Annotated in this window: 14 protein-coding genes and 1 pseudogene; 10 read left to right on the forward strand and 5 right to left on the reverse strand. The window is 57.2% G+C overall.

The window, feature by feature from the left end; genetic code table 11:
* Positions 1-108: 108 nt before the first annotated feature.
* A pseudogene (locus tag V7773_RS21795) lies at positions 109-316 on the forward strand (tetratricopeptide repeat protein); the annotation flags it as partial.
* A 17-nt stretch (positions 317-333) separates the two neighbouring features.
* On the opposite strand, the gene V7773_RS21800 reads toward V7773_RS21795, so the two are convergent.
* On the reverse strand, positions 334-600 hold the full coding sequence (locus V7773_RS21800; RefSeq protein ID WP_336075085.1) for a DUF2790 domain-containing protein: 267 nt from the start codon (positions 598-600) through the stop codon (positions 334-336).
* Positions 601-886: 286 nt separating this feature from the next.
* Here V7773_RS21800 and V7773_RS21805 point away from each other — a divergent pair, with 286 nt between their 5' ends.
* The 6 genes from V7773_RS21805 to V7773_RS21830 all read left to right on the forward strand — a co-directional run bounded on the left by V7773_RS21805 (position 887) and on the right by V7773_RS21830 (position 6,974).
* Complete coding sequence (locus V7773_RS21805; RefSeq protein WP_336075087.1) at positions 887-1,627, forward strand: response regulator; 741 nt, start codon at positions 887-889, stop codon at positions 1,625-1,627.
* A complete protein-coding gene (locus tag V7773_RS21810; RefSeq protein ID WP_336075089.1) occupies positions 1,624-2,937 on the forward strand; it encodes an ATP-binding protein in 1,314 nt (437 codons plus the stop codon). The genes V7773_RS21805 and V7773_RS21810 overlap by 4 nt, the downstream gene beginning before the upstream one ends.
* Positions 2,938-3,149: 212 nt before the next feature.
* Positions 3,150-3,797, forward strand: a complete 648-nt coding sequence (locus V7773_RS21815; protein WP_336075090.1) for a ferric reductase-like transmembrane domain-containing protein — start codon at positions 3,150-3,152, stop codon at positions 3,795-3,797.
* A gap of 108 nt (positions 3,798-3,905) precedes the next feature.
* The gene (locus tag V7773_RS21820) at positions 3,906-4,763 is read left to right on the forward strand and encodes an alpha/beta fold hydrolase (RefSeq protein WP_336075091.1); all 858 of its coding nucleotides are present in this window, start codon (positions 3,906-3,908) and stop codon (positions 4,761-4,763) included.
* A 68-nt stretch (positions 4,764-4,831) separates the two neighbouring features.
* Positions 4,832-5,644: an alpha/beta fold hydrolase gene (locus V7773_RS21825; protein WP_336075093.1), complete on the forward strand. Its 813-nt coding sequence runs from the start codon at positions 4,832-4,834 to the stop codon at positions 5,642-5,644.
* 388 nt (positions 5,645-6,032) lie between these two features.
* Complete coding sequence (locus V7773_RS21830) at positions 6,033-6,974, forward strand: lipid II-degrading bacteriocin (RefSeq protein ID WP_336075095.1); 942 nt, start codon at positions 6,033-6,035, stop codon at positions 6,972-6,974.
* Between the two features lie 972 nt (positions 6,975-7,946).
* Here the strand turns inward: V7773_RS21830 and V7773_RS21835 are convergent.
* The gene (locus V7773_RS21835) at positions 7,947-9,137 is read right to left on the reverse strand and encodes a helix-turn-helix domain-containing protein (RefSeq protein WP_336075097.1); all 1,191 of its coding nucleotides are present in this window, start codon (positions 9,135-9,137) and stop codon (positions 7,947-7,949) included.
* Between the two features lie 358 nt (positions 9,138-9,495).
* A complete protein-coding gene (locus V7773_RS21840) occupies positions 9,496-9,906 on the reverse strand; it encodes a winged helix-turn-helix transcriptional regulator (protein WP_336075098.1) in 411 nt (136 codons plus the stop codon).
* Between the two features lie 86 nt (positions 9,907-9,992).
* Here V7773_RS21840 and V7773_RS21845 point away from each other — a divergent pair, with 86 nt between their 5' ends.
* From V7773_RS21845 to V7773_RS21855, 3 genes are all read left to right on the forward strand, one after another.
* Complete coding sequence (locus V7773_RS21845; RefSeq protein WP_336075099.1) at positions 9,993-10,832, forward strand: SDR family oxidoreductase; 840 nt, start codon at positions 9,993-9,995, stop codon at positions 10,830-10,832.
* Between the two features lie 442 nt (positions 10,833-11,274).
* On the forward strand, positions 11,275-11,847 hold the full coding sequence (locus tag V7773_RS21850) for a hypothetical protein (protein ID WP_336075100.1): 573 nt from the start codon (positions 11,275-11,277) through the stop codon (positions 11,845-11,847).
* A gap of 152 nt (positions 11,848-11,999) precedes the next feature.
* Positions 12,000-12,650, forward strand: coding sequence for a DUF2459 domain-containing protein (locus V7773_RS21855; protein ID WP_336075101.1), 651 nt, complete (start codon positions 12,000-12,002; stop codon positions 12,648-12,650).
* A 141-nt stretch (positions 12,651-12,791) separates the two neighbouring features.
* Here V7773_RS21855 and V7773_RS21860 read toward each other — a convergent pair whose 3' ends face one another.
* Together V7773_RS21860 and V7773_RS21865 are read right to left on the reverse strand one after the other, a co-directional pair.
* On the reverse strand, positions 12,792-13,307 hold the full coding sequence (locus V7773_RS21860; RefSeq protein ID WP_336075103.1) for a GNAT family N-acetyltransferase: 516 nt from the start codon (positions 13,305-13,307) through the stop codon (positions 12,792-12,794).
* A 212-nt stretch (positions 13,308-13,519) separates the two neighbouring features.
* Positions 13,520-13,882, reverse strand: a complete 363-nt coding sequence (locus V7773_RS21865; RefSeq protein WP_336075104.1) for a DUF6124 family protein — start codon at positions 13,880-13,882, stop codon at positions 13,520-13,522.
* Between the last annotated feature and the right edge of the window lie 455 nt (positions 13,883-14,337).

Consider the following 14,337-nt stretch of genomic DNA (forward strand, 5'->3'; position numbering starts at 1 on the left):
TAACGGCTCTACGGACGCTCCGCGTTCGGCTCTTGGGGACGCGGAGCGTCCCGGGCTGCATTCCCACGCAGAGAGTGGGAATGATCTTAGTCATGAGGAGTTTTTAAAATGCTCGATTCCCTGGGAAAATGCTCGCCAAGGCATGGATAACACCCTGCTATGCTTCGGCCTGGGCAAGGGCTACCTGGACCCCGGCGAATTCCCCCGCGCTGTCGAACACTTCCAACGCTGCGTCGACTTCGACCCCAAGTATTCAGCCGCCTGGAAACTGCTGGGCAAGGCCTACCAAGGCCAAGGCGACCTACCGGCAACCCGCCACCCCTGAGCCCCACCTCAACCCCCTTCATTGTTGCAACTAGCCGCATGCTTGAGATACGTCAGGGCCCGCTGTTCACCCATCGAATCGAGGTAAGTGATCTGCGCATTCACCAAGCCGCAGGCCTGGCCACTGTCTTCAGTCAGCGAAATCACTTTATCGATGTCCAGGTGGGTGCCGTAGGCGTAGGTTTCGCTGGCGGCTTTGTCCTGAGCCATGGCAGGTAATGCGCCGGCGCCTAGAGCAGTGATCAGGCAAGCAGTAGCGATGCTTTTCAGGTTCATGGTCGTTTCCCTTCAATGAGTTCGATGGCGTCATCGAGGCGATTCGCGTTGTCTCGATGGCGCTCATTAAAGGCCCGTGAGGTATCTCGGCTGTGTCGCGAAACGCCTCGGTTGGATGGGTTACGTATCTGAGGTGAATTGCGATACAGAGCGATACAATCGCCACTATTTTTTGCTTGGCTCTGGCTTGGTCCCAGGCTGGATAAGCGGAACGGCGGTGCCCTGCCAAGCGGCCACAGAGCATCGCCACACTGCGCAGAGATGCGCGCATTTCGGAGAGCAGGGCATGGAACATGTCGATCACGTATTGATCGTGGATGATGATCGGGAGATCAGGGAGCTGGTTGGCAACTACCTGAAGAAGAATGGCTTGCGCACCACCGTGGTCGCGGATGGCCGCCAGATGCGGGCCTTTCTCGAAACCAGCCAGGTGGACCTGATCGTGCTCGACATCATGATGCCGGGGGATGACGGCCTGCTGCTGTGTCGCGAACTGCGTGCCGGGAAGCATAAGGCGACACCCGTGCTGATGTTGACGGCTCGCACCGACGAAACCGATCGCATCATTGGCCTGGAAATGGGCGCCGACGACTACCTGGCCAAACCCTTCGCCGCCCGGGAGCTGCTCGCGCGCATCAACGCCGTGCTGCGGCGTACCCGCATGCTGCCGCCCAACTTTGTTGTCAGCGAAAGTGGCCGCATGCTCAAGTTTGGTCGGTGGCGCCTCGACACTACCGCCCGCCATCTGCTCGATGAAGACGACACGCTCGTCTCGCTGAGCGGCGCCGAGTACCGGCTGCTGCGGGTATTTCTCGATCATCCTCAGCGGGTATTGAGTCGCGACCAGTTGCTCAACCTGACCCAGGGCCGTGACGCGGACATCTTCGACCGTTCCATTGACCTGCTGGTCAGCCGCGTGCGTCAGCGCTTGCTGGATGACGCGCGCGAACCGGTCTACTTGAAGACGGTACGCAATGAAGGCTACGTCTTTACCTTCGCGGTCGAAATGCTCGGGGAGCAAGCATGAAACTCGCCCTGCAATGGCCTCGCACGTTGGCCTCGCGGCTGTGGCTGGTGTTCCTTGTCGGTCTGATCCTCGCCCAGTCTCTGACGTTCGCAGCCCAATACTACGAACGCTACCAAAGTACCAAGATCGCCATGTTGGGCAACTTCGAGCACGACACGGCGACCTCCATCGCCATTCTCGACCGTCTGCCGGCCGCTGAGCGCCCGGCGTGGACCAAACGCCTGCAGCGTCGCAACTATGACTATTTGCTGCGCGAACACGATCCTGGCATTCCACTCGCCTCGAACGATCTCGCGGCGACGGCGGCGCAATCACTTCAAGTCGCGCTGGGGCGCAACTATGACCTGACCTTTGTCGAGATCCCGGGTCCTCACCAGCATTTCCAGGCCCAGGTACGACTGGCAGACGGCAGTCCGGTCACCATCGATGTGCGCCCCTCGGTCAGGCCGTTGTCGCCCTGGCTGCCCTTTGCCTTGCTCGGTCAGTTGGTGTTGATGATCGGCTGCACCTGGCTGGCCGTGCGCATCGCCATACGCCCCCTTAGCCGCCTGGCTGAGGCGGTCGAGAACCTCGACCCGAACGCACACCCCGTGCAGTTGGATGAAAGCGGCCCGCGTGAAGTGGCGTACGCCGCCCGGGCCTTCAACAGCATGCAGGCGCGCATCGCCGCGTACCTGAAAGAACGCATGCAATTGCTGGCGGCCATTTCCCATGACTTGCAGACGCCCATCACACGCATGAAGCTGCGTGCCGAGTTCATGGACGACTCGCTGGAGAAAGACAAACTGGGCAACGACCTGAACGAAATCGAGCACCTGGTGCGCGAAGGCGTGGCTTATGCGCGCAGCGTCCATGGGGCGACCGAGGCCAGTTGTCGCATCAGCCTGGACTCCTTTCTCGACAGCCTGGTGTGCGACTACCAGGACACCGGCCGGGAGGTCAGCCTGCGCGGCACGAACGGCGCGGTCATCGAGACACGGCCCCATGCCCTGCGCCGAATCCTGGTGAATCTGGTGGATAACGCCCTGAAGTACGCCGGCACCGCCGAAGTGGAGATCAGCGGCGACGCGAGCACGGGCGTTTCGATCAGTGTGCTCGACCGAGGCCCGGGCATTCCCGAGGAGGTCCTGGCCGAGGTGGTCAAGCCGTTCTATCGGGTGGAAAGCTCACGCAACCGCAGCACCGGCGGCACCGGCCTGGGCCTTGCCATCGCTCAGCAGCTGGCCGTTGCGATCGGTGGGTCACTGGGCCTGCGCAACCGCGACGGCGGCGGTCTTAGCGTGACCCTCACCTTCGGCCTCGACCAATAGGCTGTGCTGGCTGCACGTCAAGTGCAGCCGCTACCGTTCGGATTCATGGCCTGCATTTGTAAGCCACTGTATCCAGCGCCTTCGCAGACTCAAAAAAACGCATAAACGCCGGTTCTCGAACATAGCCGGTATACATCCCCTTGCAAGAATTCTCCCCATCGAATCGCCATCGGATCCCCGAATGGCGAGCGCTGACTACAGGAGATCTTGCCATGCATACCCCATCCTACCGCCCCCAGGGCTGGCAGCTGTTCGGCCTGATCGCCGTCCTGGTGTTGGCGATGAGCGTCGCAGCTGTCGCGGCACAACCCGAGCTTGTCGAGGGCCTGCGCAGCGCCATCCGAGCCACCGCCCGATCCTCCTTCGCCCTGTTTCTGATCGCGTTCACCGCGTCGGCCTTCGCCGTACTGGTGCCTTCACTGCTCGCCAAGGCACTGGTCCGCGAGAGGCGCTTCATCGGCCTCGCCTTTGCCTTTTCCCACCTGGTGCATGCCGTGCTGATCTACGCCTATGGGCAGCTCAACACCGAGTTCTGGCCGGCCCGCACCGTGGCCAACAACATCCCAGGCGGGACCGCCTACGCCTTCATCCTGCTGATGGCCCTGACCTCATTCAAAGGGACCGCCCGACTGCTGGGCCCCAAGGCCTGGAAGGCATTGCATGTCACCGGCATGTGGGTCATCGCCGCTGTATTCGCCTTCTCCAACTTCAAACGCATCCCGATGAGTGACTGGTACGTGCTGCCTTTCGGCCTCACCTGCGCCGCCGTGGCGATCCGACTGGTGGGCAAGCTGGCCATGGCCAACAAACGCAGCCAAGCCAGGCAAGCGTCGATGCGCCGGGCGGCCGTCGCCTCCTGACAGAGCGCGATCCGCAGCGAACGAAGCAGCCTTCTCGGCACGACTTATCTCGTCAATACATCTCTCAGAAGCGGTCATCCTGACTGCCTAAAACAAGGAAGCAAAAGAATGAGCACCAGCATCCCCACCCAAACTGGCAGCTATATCACCACCCAGGACGGCGTACAGCTCTACTACAAGGACTGGGGCCCGAAAGACGGGCAAGTCGTCACCTTCAGCCATGGCTGGCCGCTGAATTCGGATAGCTGGGAATCTCAGATGTTGTTCCTGGCCGACAAGGGCTATCGGGTCATCGCCCACGACCGCCGCGGCCACGGTCGCTCCAGCCAGCCGTGGGAGGGTAACGACATGGACCACTATGCCGATGACCTGGCCGCGGTGATCAACACCCTGGACTTGAACGACGTCACCCTGGTGGGTTTCTCAACCGGTGGTGGAGAAATCACCCGCTACATCGGCCGCCATGGCACCGGTCGGGTGAAGAAGGCCGCCCTGATCAGCGCCGTGCCACCGATGATGCTCAAGACCGAAGACTACCCAGGCGGCCTGCCGATCGAGGTGTTCGACGGCCTGCGCCAAGCCTCACTGGACAACCGCTCGCAGCTGTATCGCGACATCGCCTCTGGCCCGTTCTTCGGCTTCAACCGCGACGGGGCGAAAGTCTCCCAAGGGCTGGTCGATTCGTTCTGGGTGCAGGGCATGCAAGCGGGCCACAAAAACACCTATGACTGCATTGCAGCGTTCTCGGCGACGGACTTGCGCGCCGACCTGGCCACGTTCGACGTGCCGACACTGATCGTGCACGGCGACGACGACCAGATCGTCCCGATTGATGCCTCCGCCCATGCTGCCGCCAAGCTAGTGCAGAACGCCAAGTTGATCGTCTATCCAGGCGCGCCGCACGGCCTGACCGACACCCACAAGGATCGCCTCAACCAGGATCTGTTGGACTTCCTGGGCCAGTAAACACATCGCTCCGCTCATGTGCCGCCCAGGGCCGCACATGAGCGCCCCCTACCTCTAAATGAAAAGGAATGATCATGCTCAATATCAAATCGCTCTTGGCCGCCACCATCACTGCTGCATTGGCGCTGACCGCCCTTCCTGGCACCGCCGCCGCGCAACCCGACGCCGCCAAGCCCACCGTCGTGCTGGTGCATGGCGCCTTCGCCGAATCGTCCAGTTGGAATGGCGTTGCCACCCGGTTGCTGAACCAGGGCTACCCGGTGGTGGCAGCGGCTAACCCGCTGCGCGGCGTGAAGCAGGACGCGGACTATGTCGCCGACATCGTCGAACACACCGCCGGCCCGGTGATCCTGGTGGGGCACTCCTACGGCGGAGCCGTGATCACCAACGCGGTGCACGACAACCCCCGGGTCAAGGCGCTGGTCTACGTGGCGGCGTTCGCGCCGGACAAAGGCGAAACCGCCATCGAACTGTCCGGGCGCTACCCTGGCGGCACCCTTGGGCCGACCCTGGCCGCGCCGGTGCAGTTGGACGACGGCAATAAGGACCTTTACATCCAGCAGGACAAGTTCGGCCAACAGTTTGCCGCCGACGTGCCGGCGACCGAGTCCGCATTGATGGCTGCCACACAACGGCCCATCAGCGAGGCGGCCTTGAAGGAAGCGTCTGGCGAACCGGCCTGGAAAAAAACGCCGTCCTGGTTCATCTACGGTTCGGCGGACAAAAACATCCCCGAGGCCGCCCTGAAGTTCATGGCCGAACGCGCGGGCTCGAAAAAGACCGTCACTGTCCAAGGCGCCTCCCATGTGGTGATGACGTCCAACCCGGATAAAGTGGCAGAGCTGATCGTTGAAGCGGCGAAGGCCAGTTCCAAAGGCTGATCGTGCTAACCGGGTGAAAAGCACATTCGCGCCGTCGAGAAGCTGTTGCATGTGGGGTTGAGCTTCTTCTGACGACAACCTGTCTGGACCGGGGGACATGATTAACCCCGTGGCGAGGGAGCTTGCTCCCGCTTGAGTGCGAAGCACTCATAAAAAGCCCACCATGTTCCCAATGCCAGCCAACATACAACCCCCCTGTGGCGAGGGGATTTAGCGAAACGTCGCTCTCGACACATAATTTGTCCCTCTATTCCGAAAGCCCTGTAGTCCATCTCCCAAGCTGTCATTGAGGTATTGAGCCTCCTACATCTGCGTGCTTAATTAGAAATCCAGACAAGCAGTTCTGGCCACAGCACATTTAGCGTTACGATCAAAAGGACTTGAATTTATGAAGCAGAACGGAATTGATTTACCCCCGACGCTGGTGAATGGCACGTGGCGTGGCTCTATAGGAGGATATTGGTCCTCGGACGGTATCATCATTGATGGTACTTATATATTCCCACCGCCTCAGCCGGACGTACTCACAGAAGATGATGATTTTTACATAGCTGATCTTATACGAACTCAAACCGGGCTGGATGACTTCACTTTCAATCTTAAAATTCTCGACAAAGCTATAAATCATAGAAATGCTTATGGCGCAATAAAAGATATATGGCAAATTGTCGAGCGGGAACGCGGTTGGGTAGCTCCCTACTGGCGTATAAATGATGTATTTTTCAAAAATAAAGCTATTTGCTTTAGTTTGGCTGATGCGCTTGAGAGAAGTGGCTTTACGTCGAGGGAAGCTATTATCGCCATCGCCCACTCAAAATACGCCCGCAGTACAACATTCAAATTGGAAACACCCAAATTATCTGGAGGTACATTCAGCCCGGTTAAAGCACTTGCGCACTATTTATGGGGGAAGGGAGAGAAGCTTGAGGTCGATATAAATACTATTGGTTTACAAATAAGAGAGCACAAACTCTCATTGTTGAAGCAGACTATCGAGAGCACTAAATCACCGGGTACGTATCATTTGGTGGACCCAAAGGTGGCTTACGACACCGGCAGGGACAGTCTTATCAGCGGTGCTTACCTTGGGCGAATCACGCTCCATGTTGAGGGTGATTTCACTCGCCACCAAGATACATCTTGGCAGTTTCTGGGAACAGTCAAAGCCTACCATGACTTTTATGACTTCGATAAAAGCGATAGACCGCTCGCGCTTGAGCAACTAACTACGGCTGGCAGAGCCCTACCAGGGACCGGGTACGAAATAAATATTTCTGGCGAGCATAAAATTCACTTGATAGGAAAAGGTTTTCAGACGCCTAACTTCTAAACTGAGTTGCCCCGGCATTGATAACAATGCTGCCATGACGCAAGGACAAAAATATGAAGATACGGCATTCGTTGTTATTGTATTTGGCAAGTCTCTCAGCTATCCCAATAATCGGTGGCTACAATCTATATTCAAACTTTGAGAGTAGTTTTTATGCAGTCGAGCATGACATTATTGCCATCCCATTCGCAGCAATAATTGGCACGCTATTCATATCACTGGTAGCTCTAGGGCTGCAGCGACGCTATCGATCAAGAAAATTAAATAATATGCCCTGTACACTTCTTGCGAAATCTATAAGTGTTCTAGCTACTATCGTAACGGCAGTCCTATTAGTTAAAAATTTAATTTACTGGATGCACCCAAACCATTTGCCAACTTTCTTTACATTTTTAACGGTTTCCTGTTTTTATACTTATTATCAGCTGCAGCTTTATGGCATCAAAAGTGCTGACCCTAATTACTAGAGGGAGTCTGGAAGCGAGCAATACGAAAAGCATGAGAAAGGCGACGGATTTTTTTTTGAAGAAAATATCCGTCCCCTCTTCCACAGTTTTCAAGGCTTATAGAGATCAGTCTCAAGCTCAACCCGGTAGGTATCGTCAAGTTTTAGCTCATAAGTCTTCTGAGTGACGATGTAGGTGAACTCGGGGAAAACTTCAAATTTCAGCAGATCGCCTCGGTTGATGGAGCTATCCAAAGGCCTTCGCTGCCGCCACCACAGCCGTGGCCTCCTCTTACGTGGGTGTACCTGTAGGGGCCGGTGCGCGCATGTATGCCAATGAAATCCTGCCCACCTACCATGCGGGCGACGTACTGGTTAGCATCGTCCCAGGTCAACGGCGGTATCGGCTCGCAACGTACCCCCTCGACATTGATCATCAAGACCTGACCGGAGGCGCACATGTCCGTAATTACTCAGTTGGTCATTGCCTTGGTGCTGTTCTTTCTGCTCGACCGGTTTCTCAAGCCTTACCTGCTGCGCAAGTGGCTAGGGCTGGCGCTGGTGGGTGCGGTCGGTTGCGTCGCGGCCAGTTCCAGCTTGTGCAGGTCCGAGATCTTAAGGTTGTCGAGATAACTGCTTGCCTTGGCGAGAGTGATACGACGAGCGTTCATGGCATCCAGCACTGTGCGCACGTAACCATCGCCAAAAATGTGCCGGGGTTCGCGATTGCGGTGCTCTCGGCTGCCACCCTCTTTTTCAGGCATAACTCGTTGCTTGTTCCACCGTCGGTATGCGACATAGGCTTCGCTTGGCAAACGTCCGGCATCCATCAGACGCCGTAGGATCATCTCGCCGCTCACACCCCACGCCCTGCGTTGTGGTTCCAGCCAGCCATCAAATTCGGCCGCCTCAACAGGGCGCTCATTGTCATGAATGCTTAATAGAAACTGATCGGGGACCAACAGATGGCCGGCAAAGGCATTCGCCTCTTGCTCTTCATCGTCCGCCGAATACAAATCCTCTTCATCGTCAATTGAGCTTGCCCGATGAATAAGTAGGTGCCCTAACTCATGCATCAACGTGAAGCTTTGGCGGGTATCTGCATCCTGCTTCTTGATGACGATTACCGGGCATTCGGGGTCGTAGAGTGAAAAACCGAGGATCGGGCTTTCCTTCGCAATCTGCCATTTACCGTTGTAGCCATTGCTGCGGAAGACCAACAGGCCGCGCGCTTCGATGGCCTTACGATAACTGTCGAAATTGTTACGGTTCGCCAGCCCCAGCCATTCACGCACACGGCTGGCCGCATCGGGGATGCTCAGGCCTGCAAGGTCGGGCGGCGAGAAGCGCACGACCTCCGTCGGTTCAAGCTCCTCACGCAGTGCAAGGAACACTGCGCGCTGACGCTCCACTCGCTCAACCAGCAGCTTCAGGCGGTGCGAAAGTTCCGGTTTCTGATTGCTCAAGGTGCGGAACTGCGGCGAGTGCACCTTTGCCTCGTTGACCGGCCCTGGCTCCATGAAAAACAAGGTACCTCGCCCGAAAACGGCCGCCAGCTTACGCAGCTGGTTGAAGGTAAGCCCCGTCTCGCCGGCCATCACTTTTTCAAAGCTGGCAGGTGCTATACCGATCTCACGGGCGAGCTCGTCCCGCGTCATACCGTGATCGGTACAACACCAGTCTATCCGCGCGAGATTGATTGATTGGATACGTTCCATGATTTGAGTATATAGACGGTGTGTACCGGTGAACATGAGCCACCAAAGCTAGCTGCCGAAAGTTTGATGCGGCCGGGCCTATGACTTTCCCGAGGGGAGCTAGCATGCCTGAGTGTCATCGATGCCGGCTCGGCCAGTGTTAAGGAAACGATAGAGCCCGAGGGCAAGGCTGAAAAGCCGGCGGATTCTGGTGCGGTTGTAGGCAAAGGCGCAAGGATATGTGGCTTGGAGGTGCGGTGGTCAGGCCCTGGCTTGACTCTCAGAAGGTGGAGAAGCAGGAGCAAGCATCCACGCGAATGTTATTGAAGGGGGACACCCCTTGAATATAGACCTGTCTCTTGTCGCGGAGCAGCCCCAATCACTCCTGCGCCTCACCCCCCAACCGACCCCGCCGCACCGCCATAATCTGCGGAATCTTCTCCTCGATCCAATTCACCATCACCTCAAGATGCTCCGCCGCCTCCCGACCCAACGGCGTCAAGCGGTACTCCACATGCGGTGGCACCACCGGCAGCGACTTGCGGTCGACCAACCCATCCGCCTCAAGCTCCTGCAACGTCTGCGAAAGCATCTTCTCGCTGACCCCGCCTATCTTGCGGCGCAGCTCGCTGAAGCGGTGCATCCCGCCCAGCAGCATGACCAGCACCAGCACGCCCCAACGGCTGGTCATGTGCTTGAGGACTTCACGAGAAGGGCAGTCGGCGCTCTGCACATCGCCACGTCGGACAGCGGCGCTAAACGGTTCGGAAATTTCGGTGGTGGTGTCCACGGTACTTACCTTTATGTACGTACTTACAAAAAGTTACTTAGGTCTCTAGGATGGCTTTTCGTCCTTTTCCCATCAAGGTATTTGTCATGATCGCCATCACCGGAGCCTCCGGCCAACTGGGCCGTCTCGTTATCCAGTCCCTGCTTGAACGCGTGCCCGCCGAGCAAATCGTCGCCCTGGTCAGAGACCCCGGCAAAGTCCAGGACCTGGCCGCACAGGGTGTGGTGGTACGCACCGCCGACTACAACCAACCGGCCACATTGACTGCCGCGCTGCAAGGCGTCGATAAACTGCTGTTGATCTCCTCCAATGAACTGGGCAGCCGCGCCGCCCAACACCGCGCCGTGATCGATGCCGCCAAGGCCGCGGGTATCACGCTCCTGGCCTACACCAGCGTCCTGCACGCCGACACCTCCACCTTGGGCTTGGCCGCTGAACATCGCGATACCGAAGCCGCCTTGAAAGCCTCGGGCGTGCCCCACGTCTTGCTGCGCAACGGCTGGTACAGCGAAAACTACCTGGCGAACGTACCAAGCGCCGTGGAACATGGCGTCCTGCTCGGCAGCGCCGGCGAGGGCCGAATCAGCTCCGCGCCCCGTGCCGACTACGCCCAAGCTGCGGCGGTGGTGCTAACTACTGAAGGGCAGGCGGGCAAAGTCTATGAACTGGCGGGGGATAGCAGCTACACCTTGACTGAGCTGGCTGCGTTGATCAGCCAGAAAACCGGTAAGCCGGTGGTTTATCAGAACCTGCCGCAGGCTGAGTTCGAGGCGGTGCTGATCAGTGTGGGGCTGCCGGCGGGATTGGCGGCGTTGCTGGCGGATTCTGATGTGGCGGCGGCGAAAGGGGCGTTGTTTGATGAGAGTGGGGTGTTGGGGCGGTTGATTGGGCGGGGGACTACGTCGGTTGGGGAGTCTTTGGGTTAAGTAGCCAAACCAAGGCTGGGACAATGGACTCGCGTGCCGGTCGAGATAAGCCGGCACGCAGCGGGTGATGAGACCCAAGGACAAAAGCTACCTGAGCCCCCGACAGCGGCTCGAAACTCCCGTGGCGAGGGAGCTTGCTCCCGCTTGAGTGCGAAGCACTCATAAAAAGCCCGCAGCCCCAAATGCCAAGCAGCCAACACACAAAACTCTGTGGCGAGGGGATTTATCCCCGCTGGGGTGCGAAGCCGCCCTAAAACAGTCAATACGATCATCCTGGAGCATCGAGATAATCAGGATTCAGGGATGTCCTTAGGCCAGCGATGCGATGCCTCATGGCCCCTAATCTCCCAACCAGGACGGCGGCGCTCGAAGCAGGTGTTCTGTCCCGAGGTGAAACCTGAGGCATACTCTGATCGCAAACGGGTCAGAAAACAGCAATCCGATGGACATCCAAACCCCATATGGGCTCATCACGATCATTGACGAGCCGACGTACTCGTTTAAATCCACGGACAACACGCACGCCTATGTGCACCAGTTGCTCCTTACGGACGGGTCGATTACGTCAGTCCATGGGGTGAAACAGAATGGTGAAAATATCCTAGTGATAGGTGCCGGAGGCGGCTGCACCGCAATCCATGAGCATTCGGCGACAGCGGTCGATGACAAGCTCTATATAGCAGTCGGCGACCGAGTAGCCTGCTTGTCGCTAGAGCATCCCGATCAGATTCTGTGGACCGCTAAGGTCGATACTGCGACTTGCTTTGGTATCTACTGGGAAAATCAGCATCGAGTTCTCCTCTCACACGGTGAGCTGGAGATTACTCGCCTCTCCATTGATGGTGACATAATCTGGCAAGTGTCTGGCGCGGAGATATTTCCCGAGGGTTTTAGATTATTGTCCGACTATATCGAAGCAGTCGATTTCGATAGATCCGTCTATTGGTTTGATTACATGACGGGGGAGTTGCTCTACTGCCTGCCATCCTCTGACTGTCGTCCGGTTGGTGGATAAGGGAGCAGACTGTGTGATTTTAAAATAAATCCGTCCCCTTATCTGTCTGCTGCTTTGAATGTCTAAGCGCCATAGTTGCTTCTGGCCGAGATACAGCGCCAACCCCGCTGGGTTTTCCTACGTTTCGTTAGCGAGCCTCCAAGCCCTTGTGTATGCGCATTGTAGTGCTGACCCTGGTCCTCACGCTGTTCGGCTGCGCTGCCGCGTCGGACCCGCCGAGGGGCGAGGGTGGCCATTGGCGGTCCTTCTATGTAGTGAATCATGGCCTGCATACCGGGTTAGTCATTGCGCGCCCCGATCTACTTCAGGTGCTTCCCGCACTGGCCGAAGCGTTCAGCGACGGCGACTTCGTTGAGTTCGGTTGGGGGGACGAGGATTTTTACCGAGCCCCACAGGCCACCTCGAGCCTCGCCCTGCGAGCCTTGTTCGGGTCGACGGCAACCGTGCTGCATGCGGTCAAAATTGACGGGGACCCCAGGCGGCGTTTCGCCGCAAGCGAGGTCATCGAAGTGCGGGTGATGGAGGACGGCTACCAACGACTGCTCGCGTTCGTGGCCGGGACCTTCACCCACTCAGCGACGGGCACCTTGGTGGTGCTCGGGCCTGGGCTGTATGGAGAGAGCCGGTTTTACCAGGCCGAGGGTAGCTATTCGCTGTTTTATACCTGCAATACCTGGGTCGCAGAGGCGCTGGCCGCGAGCAGTTGCCCAATGTTGCCTACGGCGGTGATTACGGCGGGGAACGTCATGTCGCAGTTACGCCGAGCGACAGTGGTCGGTGCATCCTGCCTGGCTATCCGCTAACCTGTGCCTGACGGCGGGTGTGTATTCCAGTGATGCTGACATCCAGTTTCCAGTGAATGTGACTCACCCAAAGTGCTGTTTGCGAAATTGCATCCCACGTGTATCAGAAATAAAGCGGCCACTTGCCCCTCTACCGAATATTCATATGCCGCATTTCAGGCTTTTCTGCATCAACGCATTCTGAAGCGTTACGCCCCGACGGATCGGAAATCCTCGTTCTACGACATAAAAACCGTGCAATACAAAGAATGGTTCAGCCGTTTTGCTGACATGAGAAGTAAGCTCGCTGATTCCAAGCAACTTGGCTTCTTCATGAATGCGATTCATTAATAAAGAACCTATTCCCCGCCGGGGATGATTACCCGACACAAAAAAATGGTCGATGTAACCGTTCGGTTGAATGTCGGCGTAGCCTACTATTTCGCCGGCGATCTCAGCCACGAACGGACGGAGATCTCGAAGATGATTCGCCCAGAGCTTCGGATCAAGATCAGCAGGAGCCCAGGCTTCGATTTGATCGTGGGTGTAATCTCTTGACGCAATATCGTGAATGGCAGAGTAAAAGACGTGGAACAACGCAATCTCATCTCCGATTCTGAACCGTCGAATCGCCACATTGTTTCTCGAAAGGTGTCCAAAAAAATCGGTGTCTGTCATACCCGCTGCAAAATCAGAAATAAACTGCCCCAAGTTCCATAGACACGAATCCTTCTGGCCGTTTTCAGCCTTTCGCTAAAAGGGCTGTGTGGGAGGTGAGGCGCGGTTGTTGTTGGAAGAGTTCTTGTTTACAGATAACTCGTCCACGTCTATGGATGAACGCACCAAAACCCGACGCAGAACGCCGGGTTTTTCCGTTGGGAACAGCCTACCTACCGCCCCGGCTCCACATTATCCAATACCTGATTCGCCAACAACGAGCTCAGCTCAATCAACTGCTGAATCCCCAGCGCCAAATGACGCCGCGAGCCTTTCAGGTCGAACGCCAGATCAGCAGCCATGGCATCGGCTGAAGCCAGCGTTTCGCTGAGGTTGGCGAGTAGGCATTCGTTATCGAGGCCTTTCACGACGGTGAATAGCTGGCCCGGTTTGGGGTCGTCTTGAGATTTTTTCGATTTCGGTAGCAGGTAGTGATCGAGCACGCGTTTGGTGGTTTCGTCTTGCTGCTTGGCTTTGGATTTTGCGGATTGCGGGGTGGGGTCTGCATCTGGGGGATTTGGAGTTGCTTTGAACATTTTCACGTTTCCTTTGTTAGTAGGCCGCTACCGTCTCGCTACTAAACGAAAGGGAGGCAGCTGTGCGCAAGTTAGTAGACCGGTAGGACAACGGAAAACCCGGCGCGCCCGAAGGCGCCATGCGCACAGCCACCATCGAGTTCGGGCAATGCCCGACTGATGAGACTCATGCGACCGTATCCTTAACCGGGCTACTAAACCCGACCACTGATGGGCAGTGGCAAGGAAACGATAGAGCCCCGGAACAAGGCGCACAAGCGGGCGGATTCTGGCGTAGTTGTAGGCAAAGGCGCAAGGATGCGTGGCTTGGAGGAAGCGCGTAGCAAGGTCTGTAGGACTAGTGCTTGCCAGCGATACAGGCGGCTCGTTTTCTCTGAAACCGCGTCATTTTCATCACGAGCAGGTTCACTCCCACAGAGAGTGGCAGCAGGATCAAACTCCCCTGCCAGACCACA

Origin of the sequence: Pseudomonas sp. 3JA, from assembly GCF_036961705.1 — a bacterium.
Taxonomy (GTDB): domain Bacteria; phylum Pseudomonadota; class Gammaproteobacteria; order Pseudomonadales; family Pseudomonadaceae; genus Aquipseudomonas; species Aquipseudomonas fluorescens_Q.